Source organism: Nannocystis pusilla, from assembly GCF_020073745.1.
GTDB classification, from domain to species: domain Bacteria; phylum Myxococcota_A; class Polyangia; order Nannocystales; family Nannocystaceae; genus Nannocystis; species Nannocystis radixulma.
Genome location: NZ_JAIRAU010000061.1, coordinates 16,600 through 36,750, shown reverse-complemented (window position 1 = coordinate 36,750; position 20,151 = coordinate 16,600). Strand labels below are relative to the sequence as shown.

Annotated in this window: 13 protein-coding genes and 1 tRNA gene; 5 read left to right on the top strand and 9 right to left on the bottom strand. The window is 71.3% G+C overall.

Going from position 1 to position 20,151, the window contains the following annotated elements; all coding sequences use genetic code 11:
• Positions 1 to 130 precede the first annotated feature (130 nt).
• Together purB and K7C98_RS43265 are read left to right on the top strand one after the other, a co-directional pair.
• A complete protein-coding gene (purB, locus tag K7C98_RS43270) occupies positions 131 to 1,564 on the top strand; it encodes an adenylosuccinate lyase (protein ID WP_224197837.1) in 1,434 nt (477 codons plus the stop codon).
• Positions 1,565 to 1,777: 213 nt separating this feature from the next.
• Positions 1,778 to 2,113: a hypothetical protein gene (locus tag K7C98_RS43265; RefSeq protein ID WP_224197836.1), complete on the top strand. Its 336-nt coding sequence runs from the start codon at positions 1,778 to 1,780 to the stop codon at positions 2,111 to 2,113.
• Positions 2,114 to 2,119: 6 nt separating this feature from the next.
• On the opposite strand, the gene K7C98_RS43260 is transcribed toward K7C98_RS43265, so the two are convergent.
• The 9 genes from K7C98_RS43260 to K7C98_RS43220 all read right to left on the bottom strand — a co-directional run bounded on the left by K7C98_RS43260 (position 2,120) and on the right by K7C98_RS43220 (position 15,746).
• The gene (locus K7C98_RS43260) at positions 2,120 to 2,326 is read right to left on the bottom strand and encodes an MbtH family protein (protein WP_224197835.1); all 207 of its coding nucleotides are present in this window, start codon (positions 2,324 to 2,326) and stop codon (positions 2,120 to 2,122) included.
• Entirely contained in the window at positions 2,323 to 3,270 is a 948-nt protein-coding gene (locus K7C98_RS43255) for a M14 family metallopeptidase (RefSeq protein ID WP_224197834.1), read from the bottom strand. The genes K7C98_RS43260 and K7C98_RS43255 overlap by 4 nt, the downstream gene beginning before the upstream one ends.
• Positions 3,267 to 7,187: a DEAD/DEAH box helicase gene (locus K7C98_RS43250; RefSeq protein ID WP_224197833.1), complete on the bottom strand. Its 3,921-nt coding sequence runs from the start codon at positions 7,185 to 7,187 to the stop codon at positions 3,267 to 3,269. The genes K7C98_RS43255 and K7C98_RS43250 overlap by 4 nt, the downstream gene beginning before the upstream one ends.
• A gap of 11 nt (positions 7,188 to 7,198) precedes the next feature.
• A complete protein-coding gene (locus K7C98_RS43245) occupies positions 7,199 to 7,543 on the bottom strand; it encodes a hypothetical protein (RefSeq protein ID WP_224197832.1) in 345 nt (114 codons plus the stop codon).
• A gap of 246 nt (positions 7,544 to 7,789) precedes the next feature.
• Entirely contained in the window at positions 7,790 to 10,114 is a 2,325-nt protein-coding gene (locus K7C98_RS43240) for a hypothetical protein (RefSeq protein WP_224197831.1), read from the bottom strand.
• The gene (locus tag K7C98_RS43235; protein ID WP_224197830.1) at positions 10,111 to 10,965 is read right to left on the bottom strand and encodes a hypothetical protein; all 855 of its coding nucleotides are present in this window, start codon (positions 10,963 to 10,965) and stop codon (positions 10,111 to 10,113) included. Before K7C98_RS43235 ends, K7C98_RS43240 begins: the two co-directional genes overlap by 4 nt.
• Positions 10,962 to 12,809, bottom strand: coding sequence for a sigma 54-interacting transcriptional regulator (locus K7C98_RS43230; protein WP_224197829.1), 1,848 nt, complete (start codon positions 12,807 to 12,809; stop codon positions 10,962 to 10,964). Before K7C98_RS43230 ends, K7C98_RS43235 begins: the two co-directional genes overlap by 4 nt.
• Positions 12,810 to 12,816: 7 nt before the next feature.
• Positions 12,817 to 13,884 (bottom strand): hypothetical protein, encoded by a 1,068-nt coding sequence (locus K7C98_RS43225; RefSeq protein ID WP_224197828.1) that lies wholly within the window; start codon positions 13,882 to 13,884, stop codon positions 12,817 to 12,819.
• Between the two features lie 23 nt (positions 13,885 to 13,907).
• Complete coding sequence (locus K7C98_RS43220; RefSeq protein ID WP_224197827.1) at positions 13,908 to 15,746, bottom strand: serine/threonine protein kinase; 1,839 nt, start codon at positions 15,744 to 15,746, stop codon at positions 13,908 to 13,910.
• A 247-nt stretch (positions 15,747 to 15,993) separates the two neighbouring features.
• On the opposite strand from K7C98_RS43220, the gene K7C98_RS43215 reads away from it, so the two are divergent.
• The 3 genes from K7C98_RS43215 (at position 15,994) to thrS (ending at position 19,935) form a co-directional block, all read left to right on the top strand.
• Positions 15,994 to 17,838 carry an AMP-dependent synthetase/ligase gene (locus tag K7C98_RS43215; RefSeq protein ID WP_224197826.1) on the top strand — a complete coding sequence of 615 codons (1,845 nt, stop codon included), beginning with the start codon at positions 15,994 to 15,996 and terminating at the stop codon, positions 17,836 to 17,838.
• 159 nt (positions 17,839 to 17,997) lie between these two features.
• Positions 17,998 to 18,071, top strand: a tRNA-Val gene (locus K7C98_RS43210).
• 91 nt (positions 18,072 to 18,162) lie between these two features.
• Positions 18,163 to 19,935 (top strand): threonine--tRNA ligase, encoded by a 1,773-nt coding sequence (thrS, locus tag K7C98_RS43205; protein ID WP_224197825.1) that lies wholly within the window; start codon positions 18,163 to 18,165, stop codon positions 19,933 to 19,935.
• The last annotated feature ends 216 nt before the right edge of the window (positions 19,936 to 20,151 follow it).

Below are 20,151 nucleotides of genomic sequence, written 5' to 3'. Positions count from 1 at the left end.
TTGCCTGGCAAATTTCTGCTTGGGGCCGCGGCGGGTGCGCCGGAAGTGGTCGAAATTGTGCGCTTTCTCGTCACGTGGCCGGGCCGGACGGCCCGGGGTGCCGAAAGCGCGCGGTTAAGCTTCGCCGCCGATGGAAGCCGTGGACCGCTACGACAGCCCGCTCGCCACCCGTTATGCCACGCCGGCGATGGTCGCCAACTTCAGCGACCGCCGCCGGGCGCTGCTGTGGCGCGACCTGTGGATCGCGCTGGCAGAGGCGGAGCGCACGCTCGGGGTCCCGATCTCCGAGGCGCAGGTGGCGGCGCTGCGGGCGGCCCGCGAGCGCGTGGACTTCGCCCGCGTGGCCGAGCACGAGGCCCGGCTGCGCCACGACGTGATGGCCCACATCGAACACTTCGGCGAGGTCGCCGGGGCCGACGCAGGCAAGGTGATCCACCTCGGCGCGACGAGCTGCTACGTGGCCGACAACGCGGAACTGGTGATGATCCGCGACGGGCTCGAGCTGCTGATGGACCGCCTGGTGGCCGCGCTCGACGCCCTGACGAGCTTCGCCCGGCAGCACCGGGCGCTGGCGACGCTGGCGTACACGCATTTCCAGCCGGCGCAGCTGACGACGGTGGGCAAGCGCGCGTGCCTGTGGGCCCAGGATCTCGCGCTCGACCTCGAGACGCTCGCGGGCCTGCGCGCGCGCTTGCCATTCCGCGGGGTCAAGGGCACGACCGGGACGCAGGCGTCGTTCCTGCAACTGTTCGCCGGCGACCACGCGAAGGTGCGGGCGCTCGACCAGGCGGTGGCCGAGGCGATGGGCTTCTCCGGCTCGATCGCGGTCAGCGGCCAGACGTACACCCGCAAGATCGATACGTGGGTGGTCTCGGCGCTGGCCGACGTCGCCGGATCGGCGGCCAAGATCGCGGTCGACCTGCGGCTGCTGGCGCACAAGCGCGAGGTCGACGAGCCGTTCGAGGCCGATCAGGTCGGCTCGTCGGCGATGGCATACAAGCGCAACCCGATGCGCAGCGAGCGGATCTGCGGGCTGGCGCGGTTCGTCCACTCGCTGGCGACCAGCCCGCGCGAGACCCACGCGAACCAGTGGTTCGAGCGCACGCTCGACGACAGCGCCAACCGGCGGCTGACCATCACGGAGGCGTTCCTCGCCACCGACGCGATCCTCAATCTCCTGGTCGACGTGACCGCGGGGTTGGTGGTCCATCCGCCGGTGATCGCGGCCAACATGCGCGACGAGCTGCCGTTCATGGCGACCGAGAACGTGCTCATGCGGGGCACCAGCGCCGGTCACAGCCGCCAGGAGCTGCACCGCCTGGTGCGCGCGCACAGCCTCGAGGCGGTGGCCCGGATGAAGCGCGGCGAGCCCAACGATCTGATGGCGCGCATGCAGGCCGATCCAGTGCTGGGGCCGTTCGTCGACGCCGACCTGACCGCGCCCGCGCGCTACGTCGGGCGAGCGCCCGAGCAGGTCGACGAGTTCCTGGGCGAGTTCCTCGCGCCCCTGATGGCGCGTCACGAGGCGCGCCGGGGCCGGTTCAAGGCCGGCGTGCGGGTCTAGCAGGCGTTAGCGAACGACCTCGCCGGTTGTCGCGGGAGTGCGCGTCGATCGTTCCTTCTGCGCGCATGCGCGAGGAGGGCGCGGCGCGAGAGCTCGAGAATGCCGAGCGACGCACACCTCTACGAACCAGTGATGGAGGCTGAAGACGCCCGGCGACAGCAGGCGAGCGGCCCGCGTGGGCGCTGTGGAGCTTGTGCTATCCTGCGCGCGCCCATGAACCGCCTCCACGTGCATGCCCCCTGGCTTCGTGCCGCCGGTGAAGAGGACGATGACTTCGACGAGGAAGCCTTCGACGAAGAGTTCGACGACGAGGACGACGAGGACGACGAGGACGACGAGGGCGAGTACGGGGACGACGACGAGGAAGACGAGGACGAGGACGAAGCGGCGGACGAAGAAGAGGACGAGGACGAAGAGGACGACGAAGACGAGGAGTACGACGAGGACGAGGAGTACGAGGACGAGGAGTACGACGAGGACGAGGACGAGGACGAGGACGAAGACGACGAGGAAGACGACGACGAAGACACCGGTCGCTTCGTCGTGTAGCCCGGTCTACTCGTCGCGCTGTTCCAGGCGCTGGCGCAGGCTCAGCGGGCGCATGTCGGTCCAGACCTCCTTGATGTAGGCGAGGCACTCGTCCTTGAGCCCGGCCTTGCCGGCGTCGCGCCAGCCCAGCGGCAGTTCGCGATCCTCGGGCCAGATCGAATACTGCTCTTCGTGATTGACGACGACCTTGTAGCGCGCGTTGTCTTCGCTCATGCCGGGCGATCGTAGGTGCCAGGCCGCTCGATCTGCAAGGCGGCGCCGAAGTAGGCGCACAGGCCGGAAACATCGTTCTCGACCCACGGCGCCGGATCGCGCGGGTTGAAGCGCCAAAACACGCTCGGGGCCCGCAGGTGCTGGCGATAGCTGGCGAGGATCGTGAAGGTCTCGACGCAGACCGCCCAGGTGCCGTGGGCGTGGTGCTGGTGATCTTCCTGTTCGCCGGTGAAGGTGTCGAAGATCCGGCTGGCCAGACGGAAGTAACGGCGGTGCGGCTGGGCCCGCGCGAAGCTGCGGCAGAGGCGGCGATAGGTGGCGTAGGCGCGGCGCTCGGTGACGCGAGCGGGGATCACGGTGCCCATGAACGAGTGCAGGTTGGCGCCGGCGACGAACCGCTGGGTGCGAAACAGGCGATCGAGGGCGGCGGTCTCGGGCTCGCTCAGGGGGTGCGGGCCGCGATAGGTGGCGTCGCCGGGGCGGTCGGAGCCGGCACCGGGCAGCCAGCTCGGGGCTGCGCCGCCCGGGCGCGGGTAGTTGCGGTTGAGATCGACGCCGTGCGCGTTGGCGCGGAAGCTCGGCAGGCGGCCGTGACCGCCGGCGGCGAAGGTGCGCGCGTAGCCGTCGGGGTTGATGCTGGGGACGACCCACAGCTCCGCCCGGGCGCGCAGGTCGAGGAGGCGCGGGTCGCCCTCGGCGAGCGCGCGCAGCAGACCGAGAGCGACCCGGCCGGCGATGAATTCGACGCCGTGGATGTTGGCGCCGCAGAGGATACGTGGCCGATCGGACAGGGTCGAAGGGACACGTACGGCGACCAGCGGGCGGCCCTCGACGCTGGTGCCGTACTCGACGAGCTCGCCCCCGACGCGGGCCGCGAGGTCGGCGGTCTCGGCCGCGCGTCCCTCGGGGCTCGGGTAAGGAGCGAGCTCGTCGGCGGGGTTCACGTGCCCGGCTCTTCGGCGAGCGGGAGCACCGACTCGAACTCGAGCGGGTCGAGCCGGATCTCGGTCGCCTCGCCGCGCGAGGCGTCCTCGAAGTCCTCGGGCAGCGGGGCCCGCAGGTCCTCGCGCGAGTTCTCGGCCCGCTCGAGCGCGAGGCCGATGCCGTCGACGACGACCGCGGTGAGGACCGCCTGGCAGCGATCGACCTCGCCGTCGTGGATCCGGAACAGGGTGCTGGCGTCGCGCACCGTGAGGTCGCGGATCGAGCGACCCTCGAGGCCGAGGTAGTCGCGCAGCAGGTTGCGGATGCTCGACGACTTGTGACCGTGGACGCGGCCGAGGTTGAGCTGCACCTTGGTGTACTCGCGGTCGTCGGCGTCGGCGCCGGCCGCCGGCGCCGGGCGAGCCGGGGCGCTGGCGGGCGTGTGCGGGCGAGCCGGACGCGCGGGCGCGGGGCTCGGGGCGGCCACCGGGGCGGCGACGGGCGCGGGCGGCGGTGCGACCGGCTCGGGCTCGACGTGGGCGGGGCCGAACTTGCTGTCGTCGAAGTCGCGCGCGGAGTACTTGCTCGACCAGACCTCCCAGAAGTCCTTGTGCGGCGGGGCGGTCAGCTCGGGCGGGGCGAGCGGGGCAGCCTTCTTGCGACGGCGACGGCGGCGGCGCTTCTTGCCGTCGGCGTCCCCGGCCTCGCCGGTCTCGGCGCTGGGCTCGGCGCTGACTTCGGCCTCGGTCTCGCCCTCGGCCTCGGCCTCGCCCTCGCCCTCCGCCTCGACCTCGTCGTCCTCGTCGGCCTCGGCCTCGGCCTCGCCGGCGTCCGCTTGCACGGCGGCGTCGCGGCTCGACACGTCCTCGAGCTCGACCTCACCTTCCTCCTGCAAGGTCTCGATCACGGCCTGGCGGCGGTCGAGCAGCGCGAACTCGTCGATGTTGTCGAGCTCGCCGAACTCGGTGGTGACCACCTCCAGCTCGGCCTCGTCGATGTCGATGACGATCTCCTCCTGCGAGGGCCGGCGCGGCGCGGGCGCGGGCGGGGGAGTCACCGGCGCGACCGCGACCGGGGCAGGCGAGGGACGCGGACCCTCGAGCCCGAGCCGACCGCGACGCTTGCGACGGCGCTTGCGGCCGCCGGGCCCGAGCGAGGGCTCGGCGCCGCTGGCCTCGGAGACAGCTTCGCCGGCAGGCGCCTCGGCCTCGACGGCCTCGTCGTCGCCCTCGTCCTCGGGCAGGACAGCGCCCGCCTCGAGGTTCGGCGCGGTCTCCTCGCCGCGCTCGCCGCGACGCCGCCGCCGCTTGCGCCGCCGCTTGCGCCGCTCGCTGGCCTCGTCGAGCGCGAGGCCCGGGGCGGCGCCGACGTGATCGACGGTCTCACCTGGCGTTGCGACCAGGTCCGCAGGGACAGGCGCGAGCTCGCTGCTGGCGTCGATCTCGGTCCCGGCGGAGAGGGCCGCGCGGACGCCCGGCTCGATGTGCGGCCACTGCACGAAGCGCCCGCGGTCGCCGAGGCGGCCGCGGCGGCTCGGCGGGATGTCGCGGGCCTGAGCGGTGCGGATCGGGGCGCCGGTCTCACCTGTGCTTTGGACCAGATCACCGACGGGCGCGGCCACGGGCGCGGACGCGGCGGCTTCGGCGGGGTGTTGCTCGCCGGCTTGCGGGCGCGGGCCCTCGAACTCGCGGCGCGGGCGGTCGTCGTCGCGGCGGGGCCGGCGGTCGTCGTCCCGGCGCGGGCGGCGGTCGTCGTCGCGGCGAGGCCGGCGGGCGTCGTCGCGGCGGGGCCGGCGGTCGTCGTCGCGGCGGGGCCGGCGGTCGTCGTCCCGGCGCGGGCGCTCGTCGGCGCGACGGGCACGCTCCTCGTCGCTGCGCGGGAGCTCGTCGCCGCGCGGGCGCGGCTCGTCGCTGCGGACCGCCCGCTCCTCGTCGCGCGGGCGCTCGTCGGCGCGACGGGCATCGTCGTCGCGGCGCGGACGCTCCTCGTCGCCGCGCAGGCGCTCCTCGTCGCGGCGGCGGCCGAAGCGATCCTCGCGCTCGGGGCGGCGGTCGCGGCGGTCGTCGCGGTCGCGGCGGCGGCCGAAGCGGTCGTCGCGGTCGCGGCGCTCGCGGTACTCGGGCCGGGCGTCGCGGCGCTCCTCGCCTTCGCGCGACTCATATGTCCGCGGGGACAGGTCGGCGCGCGGCGCCTCGCCCTCGACCGCGGCGGCCTCGACGACCGGACGCTCGCCGTCCTCGAGCTGCGGCTGGGGGGGCGGCTGCTTCATCGCCCGCTCGAGCAGGAGGCCGATGACGCGCTCGCCGCGGGGGTCGGCCATGAGGTTGCGGGCCAGCAGAACCCACTCCGGCGAGACCAGCTCGGGGAAGCGCTTGCTGATCCCGTCGAGCTTGACCTCCATGCGCTGCCCCGCCAGCTGATCGCCCGGCGGCAGGAAGCGCTCGCGGAACACGATCGTGTCGTACTGCAGCTTGAGGTAGTAGAAGTTGCCGAGCTCGCGCGCGTGGATCAGCGAGATCGCGGTGCCCGTACGGCCGGCGCGGCCGGTGCGGCCGGTGCGGTGGATGTACACCTCGGCCGCTTCGGGGAACGAGTAGTTGATGACGTGGCTGACGTGGCTGATGTCGATGCCACGGGCGGCGACGTCGGTGGCGACGAGGAAGCGCAGCTTGTGCTCGCGCATCATCCCCATGACCTTCTCGCGCGCCGCCTGGGTCAGGTCGCTCGACAGCTCCTCGGCCTGGTAGCCCTCGCGCCGCAGCACCGAGGCGACCAGCTTGGTCTCCTCGCGGGTGTTGCAGAACACGATGGCCCGCGCCGGCTCCTCGACGACGATGACGTCGAGCAGGTCGCGGGTCTTGATGGCGCCGCTGACGATGTAGTAGGCGTGGTCGATCTCGGCCGCCGCGACCTGGTCGCCGGACAGCTGGACCTCGACCGGCGACTTCATGTAGCGCTTGGCGATCCGCTGGATGTCGCTCGGGATCGTGGCGGAGAACAGCGCCGTGAGGTGCTTGCCGGTGCAGGCGTCGAGGATCGCGCGGATGTCCTCGAGGAAGCCCATCGACAGCATCTCGTCGCACTCGTCGAGCACGACGGTGGCGACCTTCGAGAGGTCGAGCGAGCGCCGGCGGATGTGATCGAGGACGCGGCCCGGCGTGCCGACGACGGCGTGGACGCCGGCCTTGAGGGCGGCCAGCTGCGGCTGCATCGGCGTGCCGCCGTAGATCGGCAACACCTCGACGGGGGCCTCGACGGCCAGGCGGCGCAGCTCGTCGCAGACCTGCTTGGCGAGCTCGCGGGTGGGCAGGAGCACGAGCAGCTGCACGCCGGTCTGCTGGGCCGGGCGCGGGTCGAACCGGCTCGCCAGCCAGGGGATGCAGAAGGCGCCGGTCTTGCCGCTGCCGGTGTGCGACTGCACGAGCACGTCATGGCCGGCGTGCAGCGGCGGGAAGCTCAGGGCCTGCACCGGCGTGGGGCGGGTCCAGCCGATCCGCGCGATCGCTCGCCGCAGCGCGTCGGGCAGATCGAGCTCGTCGAACGACTCGGGCAGCTTCGGGGCCTCGGGGCCCTCGGGGGCGGGCGACGCTGCGGCTTCGGCCTCGGGCGCCGCCACGGCCTCGTCGGCGGGGGCGACCGCGTCGGCGGCGAGCTCCGTGGACGGGTTGGCCGGCGCCTCCGTGGGCGCGTCGACGATCGCGTCGGTGGTCGTCGGCGGCGCGTCGGCGGCTTCGACGACCTCCGATGCGGCTTCGTCGGCGACCTCGACGGGAGGCGCCTCGGCGGCGGTCAGAGTTTCGGTGGGGGTAGGTTCGCTGGGCGACGGGGACGGCTCGGCGACAGGAGCGGGCGGAGCGTCAGACCCGGCGGCCTCGGCGGACGGGGAGGCAAGCAGAGCTCCGTCCGGTTGGTCGCCGGACGAGGGATTTTGAGACATGGTGAGGAATCCTAGAGCGCAAGGAGCTCCCGGCGTGCGTCGGCGTGTCGTCGGCCTCGTTCGGCAAATTCGCTATGCAGCGCGATGAGCCGATCGATTCGTCGTCCGAGGTCGGTATCCGAGCCGGCGCATAGCGCCTGGGTCTCGCGGAGGAGGTTGGAGAGATCCGCCGCAGCGAACGCGTCTTGCTCGGCCCATCGCTGGGGCTTCTGGTCGAACAACGCGACCAAGCGATCACGGAGAAGATCGATGCGATACTCGCACACCACCGTGGCCGGTCGGGCCACGATGTCTTGTTGAGCGAGCCCCGCGTAGATCCCAACCAGTGCGTAGAGGATGGCGACAACGGCGGCCACCACCCACAACACAATGAGTTGCCGATCACGAGTACGACGTCCTGGGGCGGCTTGGGTCAGTGCGCGGCAAGTCTCCCAGGTTCCCCCCAAGGGGTCAAGCGCTCCCCCAGCGCCCGCGCCGCCTGGGGCCGCCGCTGCGACCTGTCCGGGCCGATGAAGCCGGGTTCGGGTGCGGCGCTCGGACACCGGGTTCACTCACGGCCGAGGCCGCCAGGCGAGCTGTCCCTTGTGACAGCTTACTGCCGGCTACTCGCCGGCCGCGGCGCGCGCGACGAAGCGGATGATCTGATCCTGAGGCAAGCGCACCGGGCTGCTGCCTGACCGCACTCGCCGGATCTGGCAACCCTCGCTGACCTGGCAGGTGCCGGGGGCGTTGAGGTCGAGCGGCTCACCGTCGGGATCGGCGAGGCCCCACCAGGTGGTGACGTCGAGCGGGACGACCCGGCTGCTGCTGTCGAAATCGTTGAGCTCGAGGGTGTAGACCGAGCCGGCGCTGAGGACGAGCTCATCGATGTCGGCGACCCACACCCCGTCCTCCTCCACGAGCGCCGGGCTCCCCTCGCGGAGATCGACGACGACGATCGGCGCCGGGCCGATGGCGTTGTTCTTGGTCGTGACGGTCGGGAGGGCCGTGACGAGGTAGAGGCCGGGGTTGACCGGGATGACGTAGTTGTAATCGCCGGGCGCGCCCGGGATCGTCCTGGCGCTGTAGAAGTAGGGGCCGAGCAGGGTGTTCGGGTCCTCGCCGCGGATCACCCGCTCGGCCAGGACCTCGGCGCGGGGGCAGGCGCCTTCCTGACAGCCCTCCTGGGTCACTTTCCCGCGCAGCAGGACCCGCCGCTCGAGCTCGATCGGGGTCTCGTTGGTGCCGTCGGCGGTGACCGTCAGGTCGAGCGTCGTCGAGCGAAACAGCGAACCGACCGGCGGCTCGACGCGTAGGCTGTATGTCTGGCCGCTGCCGCCGGCGACGCCGGGGCTGAGGGGGATGCTGCAGGTGTCGCTGTCGGGCGGGCAGGTGCTCGGATAGGTGACGCGCACGGCCCCGTTCTCGTCGGCGCCGCTCAGGGGCATGCAGGCGGCCGCCTCCCACAGGGACGGGTCGCTGGGGGCGAAGGTGCCGACGGCGCTGATCTCGGCCTTGATCCGGCACTCCTCGTCCGGCTTGGCGGGCGGCGTGGCCTCGTTGAGGCACGCGGTGTCACAGCAGGTCCAGGCGCCGTCGCCGTCGCCGCGGAGCGTGACGGGCTCGCCGACGAGCTGCGGCGTGACAGTGCGCGCGCGCTCCCAGGTCGGCAGACAGACCCGGCCGAGCGGGGTGCTGCCCATGAGGTCGCCGACCAGGAAGGTGAGGACGACGCGGTAATTGAGGCGCGGGAGCCCGAGCCGCGGGTCGGGCGTGGCGCTGACGATGAACTCCATCGTGCGATCGGCGGTCGGGTCGTCGTCGCAGTAGGTGTAGACGGAAGCGGCGACGGCGGCGTCGTCGACCGGCAGCGCGGTCACCGGCTTGATCGCGGGCCGATCGGTGAGGTCGAGCGCGCACTGCTGGCGCTCGATGTTGCAGACCTGTCCCTTGGGACACTCGGAGTCGAAGCGGCAACCGCAGTGCTTCTCGCCGCCGTCGACGGGGGCGTAGCAGCCGTATGGTTCGGGGCAGTAGATCGAGCTGCTGCAGGTCGGGTACGCCGGGTTGACGATCGTCTCCACCGAGCAGGTCGCCGGGGTCTCACCGGCCGGGGCGGGGTCGCAGATCGGGGTGTTCGGGTCGCCGTCGTCGGCGCGGCCGGCGTGGCGCATGTTGATCGTGACCATGGCCGCCGGATCGAGCGCCGGCTCGGCGGTCAGCGGGCCCTCGGGGAAGCGGATGTTGCCGAGGATCTTGCGGTGACACTCGCGGACGCTGGTGATCTTGAACTTGTGATCGCCGGCGGTCTCGAGCTTCTTGCGCATGAGCTGGCGCGCGACGATGCCGCGCTCCCACCGCGGCTCGGCCTCCGGCGGGTCGTCCTGGTAGGTCAGCCGGACGTAGAGCGGCAGGTCGCCGTCGACGTCGCCGGGGGCGTAGCGCGGCCACGACTTGACCAGCCACTGCTCGTCGGCGGGCGCGGTGCCGTCGACGACGGGCGGGAAGGTGAGACTGGGGACGGTGAACGGGGCGCGGCCGAGCCGCGAAGCCTGCTGCAGCTCGAGGGTGGCGGCGACCGGCTCGTCGCTCTTCTCCCCGGCCTCGAGGTCGCTGTACTGCGTCTCGAGGATGGAGAGCAGCAGGCGGTCGCGGACCTCGGTCCGATCGACGTAATAGCGGTTCGGCGGGCGATCGACGACCTCGACCAGGGCCTTGTCCTCGCCGCGGATCTCGACCCGGAACGGCGCCGCGGTCAGGCCCTCGGTGCGCACGTCGAGCGCGATCGCCTCGTACGGCGGCAGCACGTTGTCGTAGCAGATGTTGTTGCTGCAGATCTGTCCCTCGAGACAGTCGTCCTCGTCGACGCAGGTGCGATCCTGCTCCTTCGGCCGGGCGGTCGAGCAGGCACCGACGAGCGCGGCCGCGAGGAACGCGGCTGCCCTCACTGGCCCTCCTGCTCGGGGACGCAGAGCTCGGCGCAGTTGTTCGGGTCGTCCTCGAGGAGGGCGGAGCCGCAGTAGAACACGTAGGTGATGGTGTCGAAGGTGGCGCCGACGGCGAGGTCGGGCACGCCGGCGTGCGCGCTGCCGATGCCGCCGTCGGGCGGGCGGAACCACGGGCGGTCGGTGACCATCACCGTCAGCGAGTGGAAGCCGGGCGCGAGCACGCGGCTGCCGCCGTTGCACAGGTCGATGCCGTCCTCGTTGCCGTCGACGCTGATGCCGAGGACGAGCTCGCGGAGCTGCGGGTCGCGCCGCTTCTGCGGCTGATAGGGGGTGCCGCTGAGCTCGAGCTCGCGGCTGGGATCGACGTAGCGCCGGTAGTCGAGGTAGTTGTCGGGCTGCTCGGCCCGCTGCGGCATGTCGAGCAGGAGCGCGGCGTAGATCGAGTCCTTGGGCTCGCGGTTGCGCTCCTCGTCCTGGTCCTCGACGTAGAGGGTGGTGAAGAGGGTGTTGCTGTCGCGCTTGCCCTCCTCCTCGCACGAGCAGAACACGAACGGGTAGCGGATCTGGCCGTCGTCGTCCTTGCGCGAGAAGGCCGGGTTGAGGAAGTGCGGCAGGACGTCCCGCGGGTCGAACCCGGGCTGGGGGCAGGTGCCGGGCTCGTCGAGCTCGTGGTCCGGATCGCACGAGAGCTCGGCCTTGGACGAGAGCATGGTCGCCTCGACCAGGCGCACGGGGTTGCGGTTGGCGATCGCCACGTCCTCGAAGTTGATGTCCTTGTCGGCCAGCACGCAGGCGGCTGTCCCGAAGGACAGGGTGACAAGGACAGCTCGGAGGACGGGGTGGGCGGTCATCGCGGGGCGGCTCCCTTGTCGCCTTCCTTCTCGAGGTGGCGGAAGATCGTGCGCGGATCGACGCCGAGGTCGCGGGCGGTCTTGGTGCGGTTGCCCGAGTTGAGCGCGAGCACGCGGTTGATGTAGTCGCGCTGCCACAGCTCGCGCGCCTCGGCGAGCGGGAGGATCTGCTCGGGGTTGGCGATCTCGACCGGGCCGGGCTGACCGGGCACCTCGATCTCGAGGTCGAGGTCGCGGCCGGTGAGCGAGGGGCCGTCGGCCAGCACGAGCGCCTTCTTGATGTGGTTCTCGAGCTGGCGGATGTTGCCGGGCCAGGCGAAGCGCAGCAGGCCGCGCTCGGCGCTGGCGTCGAACGGGCGCGCCGGGTCGATCTTCGACCCGTACTCGCGGGCGTAGCGGGTGACGAAGTAGCGGGCGATGAGGAGGATGTCGTTGCCGCGCTCGCGCAGGGCCGGCAGGTGGATGTCGATGACGTTGAGGCGGTGGAACAGGTCCTCGCGGAAGCGACCGGCCTGGACCTCCTTGGCGAGGTCGCGGTTGGTCGCCGCGACCACGCGGACGTCGATCGGCTGGGTGCGGGTGTCGCCGACGCGCTGGATCTGCCGGTCCTGCAGCACGCGCAGCAGCTTGACCTGCAGCTGCATCGGCATCTCGCCGATCTCGTCGAGGAAGATGGTGCCCTTGTCGGCCGCCTGGAACTTGCCGACCTGGTTGGCGACCGCGCCGGTGAAGGCGCCCTTGATGTGGCCGAACAGCTCCGACTCGATCAGGTTCTCGGGGATCGCGCCGCAGTTGACGGTGACGAGCGGCCCCCTGGCCCGCGGCGAGCGGTTGTGCAGCTCCTGGGCGATGAGCTCCTTGCCGGTGCCGGTCTCGCCGGTGACGAGCACGTTGATGTCGGTGCCCGCGACCTTGTCGACCCGCTTGAACACCTCGATCATCTGCGGGCAGGCGCCGATGATCTGGCCGAACTTGACCTGGTCGAGGCGCTTCTGCAGGCCGGCGCTCTCGTCGCGCAGCTCGCCGAGCGTCTGGGCGTTCTTGATCGAGAGCGCGGCCTGGGTCGCGTAGACGCGCAGCATCTCGAGCTGGCTCGGCTTGAACAGGTTCACCACCGAGTTGTTGCCGACGTAGATGAGGCCCACCAGCTCGCCGCGCACGATCATCGGCGAACACATCACCGAGCACAGCTTGAGGTTGATGACCGACATGCTGTTCTGAAACCGGCCGTCGTTGAGCGCGTCGGAGATGATCTGCGGCTCGCGCGAGGTGATGACCTCGCGGATGATCTTGTCGCTCAGCAGTTGCTCGGGATCGTCGACCGGCTGGCGATCGAGGCCGCGGGCGACCCGGATGGCGTAGCGCTCGCCCTCGGTCAGCACGAGGAAGCCCTTGCTGGCGCCGGTCAGCGCGACCACCTGATCGATGAGCTCCGACAGCAGGCCGTCGAGGCTGCTCTCGGCGCGCGCGAGCAGCTCGGAGAAGCGCTGCAGGTTGCGCATGGCGTCGATCTGCAGGCGCGCCGCGCTCTCGGGGTCGGCCGCGGGGGCCGGCGGGTCGACCGCCGAGAACGTGACCTCGACGTTGCCGATGAGCATGACGTCGCCGTGACGCAGGACGTGCTCGCGCAGCTTCTTGCCGGCGATGAAGAAGACGGAGGTGCGGCTCGAGGACTCGACCTTGAAGCTGCCCGCCACGTGCTCGAGGGTGCAGTGCGAGGCGGCGATCTCGGGGCCCTGCAAGACGAGGTGGCAGTCGCGCGAGGAGCCGATCTGCGTGATCCGGTGGCGCAGCAGGAAGCGCTGGGTGACGCCGTCGGGGCCGGTGTATTGCAGGTGGGGCATGCGGGTCTCAGAAGCGGATTTTGACGCCGAGACCCCCGCCGCCCGGGACGAGCGTGGTGGTCGGCGTCACCTGCAGGATATCACTTCTGCGCAGGCTGCTCGACGGGGGCCCGGAGGCCTTCCCGGGCGCCTTGGCCGGCTTCTTGCCGCCGGTCTCCACCTCGGCGGCCCCGCTCAGTTCGCTGCGGCGGACGCGGGTGCGCTTCATGGTGGAGAAGGGGCGGAACAGGGCCTGCGCGAGCACGATGTCGAGCGCGAGCGAGCCGAGGAAGATGATGCCCAGCGCCTGTTCGGCGTTGCGGAGCGCGAGGCCCTGCTTCTCGCCGATCTCGCAGTAGAGCGAGCCGGGCTGGTAGCCGCTCAGGCGATCGCAGCGGGTGACGCGGGCGATGAACAAGCCGAGCGCGGCGCCCCCGATCGCCAGCTCGCCGGCGAGGAAGGCCGCGCCGAGGGCCTTGCGACCGTTGTAGAAGTGACCGACGCCGAACGGCACCAGCGCGACCGCGCGGTTGCGGGCGATCTTCTCGACGACCTCGACCTCCTGCTGCTCGTAGGCGCTGCGCAGCCGCAGGTGATCGATGCCGAGCGCGTTGTAACGGACCTTGAGCTCGTCGAGGTCGGCGATGCAAGCGGCCCGCTCGCCCTTGCACTGGTTGAAGCTGGCCCGGTCGCGCTCCTCGCGGAGGCTGTTGTAGAGGTCGTAGAAGGCCTTGCTGTGGGTGTCGGCCGGCGGGCGCCAGTCGGGCGAGGAGGCCAGCAGCCGCTTGATGTAACCCGTGGCCCACTCGTTGCTCATCGCCGCGATGTCGGGGTCCTGCAGGGTGGCGTCGGAGAGGTAGCGCAGGGCGGCCTCTTCGTGCAGCGGATCGGCGAGCTTGCGGCCGTCCTGCAGCATCGGCTCGAGCAGCGCGCGCACCCGGGCCCAGTTGCCCTGCGACCACGCCTGGATCGCGGCGTTGAGCTTGTCGCCCTCGGTCACGGGCGCGGCCGGCGGCGCCGTGGTGGTCGGCGGGCGCGCGTGGACCGGCGGCGCGACGGCGATACCGAGAGCGAGCGAGCAGGCGAGGATGCGCATGCGGGATCGGGGCGAACGCGCAGCTACAGCGGCGTCAGGACGATGGGGAACGAATTGCGACCGGGGCCGATGCGCTGCTTGAAGGTCTTGCTGGCGTAGCCCTGCGCGCGCACCTCGATGCTGATCTCGGCCTCGAGCTGGGCGCCGAGGTCGATGTCGGGGAAGCGCTCGACGTCGAGGAGGTGCGGGCGGGTGTCGGGGCACGGGCCGCTCTTGCACACGACGGTGGTCTGATGCGGGTTGCCGGTGAAGTCGAGGATCGCCTTGAGCGGCTTGACCGCGAGATCGATCGGCCCGCCGCGACACTCGTCGCGCTCGATGGTGACGTGGCCCTTGTACTTGGGCCCGGCGACGTGGACGAGCGCGCGGTCGCCGGGCAGCTCGAACTCGACGACCTCGCTGCGCAGCGGCTGCTTCAGCTTGCCGACCTGCAGTGAGTGCAGGCCGCCCTGCACCAGCACGACCGGCATGCCGACGATCCGCACGGCGCACGGGGTGCTGCTCGGCGCGGGCTTGCTGACCGGCTTGGTCGGATCGGTCGCGCGCACGCCGACGCTCTTGCGCGGGACCGGCGGCTCGACGCTCGCCTTGACCTCGGGCTGCGGCGGGGGCGGGGCGTCGCTCGGCTGGACCGTCTTGTGCTCGGGCTGGACCGCCGTCGACGGGACCACCCGGCCGGCCGGACCCTCGTCGCCGGGGCGGAAGTTCTCTTCTGTCGGCGGGGTCATGTACAAAAGGACAGCTCCGCCGCTGACCGCCGCGGTGGCCAGCAGCGCGGCGCCGCCGGCCATCAGGCGCTTGACCGTGCGCTCGCGCGTGCGCAGCCGCGAGAGCATCAGCTTGGCCTGCTTCTGGTCGCGCTCGAGCTCGAGGACCCGGCCGAGCAGGCGGATGGCGCGGGCGCTGTGACCGGCCTTGGTGGCCCCCTCGGCGCGGGTCATCAGCGCGTTGCAGATCCGCTTGTCGAGCACGTCGACGTGGCGATCCGGGTCGGTGAAGTAGGCGGTGACCTCTTCCTGGGTGGCGGTGACGCCGACCTCGTCGAGGTAGCGCTCGAGGTCGCGGACGAGGTCGTCGGCGGTCTGGTAGCGCTGCTCCGGCTCGCGCGCGAGGGCGCGGTCGATGATCGCCTCGAGCTCGTCGTCGACCAGCGAACAGATGATGCTGGCCCGCGTGTACTCGGCCTCGGCGATCCGCGCCAGCACCTCGTGCGGGTTGCGGCCGGAGAACGGCAGCTCGCCGGTGGCCAGCTGGTAGAGCATGACGCCGACGGCGAACAGGTCGGTGCGCGAGTCGATCGGCTTGCCGTTGATCAGCTCGGGCGCCATGTACGCCGGGCTGCCGAGCAGCTGGCCGGTCATGGTGAGCTTCTGATGGTCGATGATCTGGGCGATCCCGAAGTCCATCAGCTTGAGGCAGCCGTCGCTGCGGATCATGACGTTCTCGGGCTTGATGTCGCGGTGGACGATGCCCGACTTGTGCGCGTGGCCGAGGGCGGCGCACAGGCGATGGATGATCAGCGCGGCGAGGGCAGGGCGCGGCCGCCAGCGCGTGTCGAGCCACTCGCGCAGCGTCATGCCGTGGATGAATTCGGTGACGAGGTAGCTCTCCGCCTCGCCCTCGCCCGAATAGTCGTAGATCTCGAGGATGTTCTCGTGCCGCAGCTTGGCGACCGTGATCGCCTCGCGCCGCAGCCGCGCCCGCGACTCCTCGCGCCCCGCCATGTGCGGATGGAGGACCTTGATGGCGACCTCGCGGCCGAGCACCGTGTCGATGCCGCGGTAAACCACGGCCATGCCCCCGTGCCCGACCTCGCTCTGGATCTCGTACTTGTCGAGCTTGGTTCCGACCAGGGTGGGCATCGTGAAAAAGGGCTCCGTCCGTGTACTACAGATCGACCCCGGAGGGGCAAAGGCCGGCTCCGGGCCGGCGCGCAGTTCGGCTCCAGGGGTCGATTCAGCCCCCTGAAGGCCGCTGGCCGGGCGCAGAACGCGACCGGATGAAGACGGACCGGCACCTTAGACACCGCGTTCGCGCACCTCTCCGGCGCGCAGGTGCGCAGGGGTGCCGCGCGCCGGGCCGATCCGTGGTAGGGGAAAGCAGCGTTCCATGCCCCGCTCCGGTTTCGTGCCTCAGCCCGCCGAGGGGCTGACCTTCCCCAACGCCCTGGACATGTTCGCCGCGCGCGTGCGACGCACCCCGGCGGCCACGGCGCTGCGCTACAAGCTGCGCGGGAGCTGGCACACGCTTCAGTGGCGTGATTGGCACCAGGCCAGCCGCGCCGTCGCGGCCGCGCTGGTCGCCACCCACGAGGTCCAGCGCGGCGACCGGATCGCCATCCTCGCCCGCACGCGCGTCGAGTGGGCGCTGGTCGACCTGGCGATCGCCATGGCCGGCGCGGTCAGCGTCCCGATCTACCCCAGCGTCACGCCCGAGCAGGCGGCGTACATCCTGCGCGACTGCGGCGCCGAGCTGGCGTTCGCCGACACGCCCGGCTGGCCCGAGCGCCTGCGCGGGCGCGACACCGCGCTGCGGCACACGTTCTGCTTCGACGAGGCCGGGCCGCTGGCGGCCGATTGGAGCTCGTTCGAGGCCCTGCAGACGGTCGGCGAGGCGGCGCTGCCGGGCGCCGAGGCGACGCTCGAGGCGATCGCGGAGGCGCTCGAGCTGACCGACGACTTCACCTGGGTCTACACCTCCGGGACCACCGGCCGCCCCAAGGGCGCGGCGCTCACCCATCGGAACATTGTTTACGAGGCGTGGGCGATCAAGAGCGTGATCGCGGCCGACCACGCCGATGAACAACTGATGGTCCTGCCGCTCGCCCACGTGTTCGGCCGCCACCTCCTCTGGGGCGCGGTGGAGCAGGGAGCGGTGTCCGCGTTCGCCGCCGATCCGGCGGAACTGGAGCTGGATCTCATCGCCGTCGCGCCGACGTTCATGGGCGCGGTCCCGCAGATCTACGAGCGCCTTTACGCGCAGATCCGCGCCGAGGTCGCCGCAGCCGGCAAGCTCGCCGAGGCCAGCTTCGCCTGGTGCATGCAGGTCGGCCGCAAGGTCAGCATGTGCCGCCAGCGCGGGCAGGCCGTCCCGGGCGCGCTGGCCCTCAAGGCGAGCGTCGCCGACAAGCTGTTCTTCGCCCGGCTGCGCGGGCGCCTCGGCGGTCGCCTGCGCTTCTTCGTGTCGGGCGGCGCGCCGCTGGCCCGCGAGGTCGCGGAGTTCTTCCACGCGATCGGCGTGCTGATCCTCGAGGGCTACGGGCTGTCCGAGACGACCGGCGCCTGCACCGTCAACCGGCCCGACCGGTTCCGCTTCGGCACCGTGGGCCCGACCATGCCCGGCTGCGAGCTGCGGATCGCCGACGACGGCGAGGTGATGGTCCGCGGCCCCGGCGTCATGCGCGGCTACCACGGCCTGCCCGAGGAGACCGCCGCCGCGATCGACGCCCAGGGGTGGCTGCACACCGGCGACATCGGCGAGCTGCACGACGGCTTCCTGACGATCACGGATCGCAAGAAGGACCTCATCATCACCTCGACCGGCAAGACGATCGCGCCGCAGCCGCTCGAGCGGCGGCTCGAGCTGGCGGAGGGGATCGCCCACGCGCTGGTGGTCGGCGACGGCCGGCCGTACCTGGCGGCGCTGATCGCCCTCGACGAGGAGGCGATGCTGGCGCGCTCGCGCCAGGAGGGCCTCGGCGCCCGCCGCCTGGCCGATCTCGTGCGCCACCCGCGGATCCTGCAGATCGTCCAGGGCCACATCGACGCGCTCAACGCCGATCTCGCCAGTTACGAGGCGATCCGCCGCTTCTCGCTGGTGACCACGCCGCTGACCATCACCGCCGGCGAGCTCACCCCGACCGGCAAGCTGCGCCGCCGCGAGGTCCAGGACCGTCATGCGTCCCAGATCGCGGCGCTTTACCCGGAATCCGGCGCACGGGCGGTCGCACCGTGATGAAGCGAGTCGGGGCGAGCCGCGCCGGAGCCCGGTGGCTGCAGCGCACGCGGCGCAAATTTCGCGCCGCGGCCGCGTCGCTTCATGCTTGACGGGGGCGGGCGGTTGAGCTACCTAGGCAGCCCCTCGTCGGCACCGACGAGCGCCGCAGAAAAATCCAGGGCCGTAGCTCAGTTGGTTAGAGCGCTACCTTGACACGGTAGAGGTCGACGGTTCGAATCCGTCCGGTCCTATGAACGAAGAAACGCCGCCGGGGCTCGCCTCTGCGGCGTTTCTCGTTTCTCGCTCGCTCGGACGCCGCGGCTTGTGTACATTTCGCGCCCCATGGCGGACGAACACGCGCAAGAGATCGAGCACATGATCGACCCTTCGGTGCCGAATCTGTCGCCGGTCGAGACTCTGCGGCACAGCGCGGCCCACGTGATGGCCTCGGCGATCAAGCGGCTGTGGCCGGAGGCCAAGCTGGCGTTCGGGCCGCACACCGAGGACGGCTTCTACTACGACATCGACATGCCGCACCGCCTCGTGCCCGAGGACTTCGCGGCAATCGAGGCCGAGATGCAGAAGGAGGTCGACGCGCGCCACCCCTTCGTGCGCGAGGAGATCGGCCGCGACGCCGCGATCGAGCTGTTCCGCGGCCTGAACGAGACCTACAAGGTCGAGGCGATCGGCTCGATCCCGGCCGGGGCCACGCTCACGCTGTACCGCAGCGGCGATTTCGTCGACCTGTGCCGCGGCCCGCACGTCAAGAGCACCGCCGAGGTGCGCGCCTTCAAGGTGATGAGCATCGCCGGCGCGTACTGGCGCGGCGACGAGAAGCGGCCGCAGCTGCAGCGCGTGTACGGCACCGCGTTCGCCGACCGCAAGGAGCTCAAGGAGCACCTGCGCCTGCTCGAGGAGGCCAAGGCCCGCGACCACCGCAAGCTCGGCAAGGAGCTCGGCCTCTTCTACTTCGATCCGATCGCGCCGGCGAGCCCGTTCTTCACCGGCCGCGGGGCGACGATCTACAACCTGCTGCAGGCCTACGTGCGCGGGCTGTACCGCCGCCACGGCTATCAAGAGGTGATCACCCCGCAGATCTTCGACATGGATCTGTTCCGCACCTCGGGTCACTACGACCACTACAAGGAGAACATGTTCGCCTGCACGGTGGACGAGCGCGAGTTCGGGGTGAAGCCGATGAACTGCCCCGGCCACTGCGTGCTGTTCCGCCAGTCGCACCACAGCTACCGCGACCTGCCGCAGCGCCTGGCCGACTTCGGCCGCCTGCACCGCTACGAGCGCGCCGGCGTGGTCCACGGGCTGACGCGCGTGCGCAGCTTCTGCCAGGACGACGCGCACATCTTCTGCACGACCGACCAGGTCGGGCAGGAGATCGCCAACGTCACGGCGATGATCCTCGAGTGCTACAAGACCTTCGGCTTCGACCGGCCGGAGATCGAGGTCAGCACCCGGCCGGCCTCGTTCCTCGGCGAGCTCGAGACGTGGAACCGGGCCGAGGCGGCGCTGATGGCCGCGCTCGACGGCGCCGGCCTGCCGTACACCATCAACCACGGCGACGGGGCCTTCTACGGCCCGAAGATCGACTTCAAGGTCCGCGACGCGCTGCGCCGCAGCTGGCAGCTCGGCACGGTCCAGCTCGACTTCCAGCTGCCCGAGCGGTTCGGCCTCGAGTACGTCGCGCCCGACGACTCGCGCGGCCGGCCGGTGATGATCCACCGCGCCATGCTCGGCAGCCTCGAGCGGTTCTTCGGCGTCTACCTCGAGCACGTCGCCGGTCGCTTCCCGACCTGGCTCGCGCCGGTGCAGGTGGCGATCCTGCCGATCACCGCGGCGCATCACGCCTGGGCCGGCGAGGTCGAGGCGGCGCTGGTGGCGAAGGGCCTGCGCGTGCACACCGACCTGCGCAACGAGAAGCTCGGCCTCAAGATCCGCGAGGCCACGCTGCTGCGCGTGCCGACGATGCTGGTCCTCGGCGACAAGGAGGTCGAGGGCAGGGGCGTCGCGCCGCGCACCCGCGACGGCCAGACGGGCGCGCTCGAGCCCCTCGCGGGCTTTGTCGAGCGCATGGCCGACGAGGCCCGGATCCCCTCCTGAGATCGTGACGGCGTGGTCACGAATGTGACGACGCCGATACGAGTCACGGCGGGAGCTCGGGGCCCGCCGCCGCTGGGGTCCGCGGCGGTCGTGGTGCGGGCAGCCGGCCTGGGGACACGTTCGGGGCTAGCCGGGGCTAGCTGGGGCTAGCTCGGGGTGGAAGCGTGCTTCGCGTCGAAGGGGCTTGACGGCGCGTCCAGAATTGCACACAAAATG

Excerpts from the sequence above, each read along its gene's own strand:
- K7C98_RS43225 (WP_224197828.1), bottom strand. The coding sequence starts at position 13,884 with ATGCGCATCCTCGCCTGCTCGCTCGCTCTCGGTATCGCCGTCGCGCCG.
- K7C98_RS43250 (WP_224197833.1), bottom strand. The coding sequence starts at position 7,187 with ATGTCTCAAAATCCCTCGTCCGGCGACCAACCGGACGGAGCTCTGCTT.
- K7C98_RS43220 (WP_224197827.1), bottom strand. The coding sequence starts at position 15,746 with ATGCCCACCCTGGTCGGAACCAAGCTCGACAAGTACGAGATCCAGAGC.
- K7C98_RS43235 (WP_224197830.1), bottom strand. The coding sequence starts at position 10,965 with ATGACCGCCCACCCCGTCCTCCGAGCTGTCCTTGTCACCCTGTCCTTC.
- thrS (WP_224197825.1), top strand. The coding sequence starts at position 18,163 with ATGGCGGACGAACACGCGCAAGAGATCGAGCACATGATCGACCCTTCG.
- K7C98_RS43265 (WP_224197836.1), top strand. The coding sequence starts at position 1,778 with ATGAACCGCCTCCACGTGCATGCCCCCTGGCTTCGTGCCGCCGGTGAA.
- purB (WP_224197837.1), top strand. The coding sequence starts at position 131 with ATGGAAGCCGTGGACCGCTACGACAGCCCGCTCGCCACCCGTTATGCC.
- K7C98_RS43230 (WP_224197829.1), bottom strand. The coding sequence starts at position 12,809 with ATGCCCCACCTGCAATACACCGGCCCCGACGGCGTCACCCAGCGCTTC.
- K7C98_RS43260 (WP_224197835.1), bottom strand. The coding sequence starts at position 2,326 with ATGAGCGAAGACAACGCGCGCTACAAGGTCGTCGTCAATCACGAAGAG.
- K7C98_RS43215 (WP_224197826.1), top strand. The coding sequence starts at position 15,994 with ATGCCCCGCTCCGGTTTCGTGCCTCAGCCCGCCGAGGGGCTGACCTTC.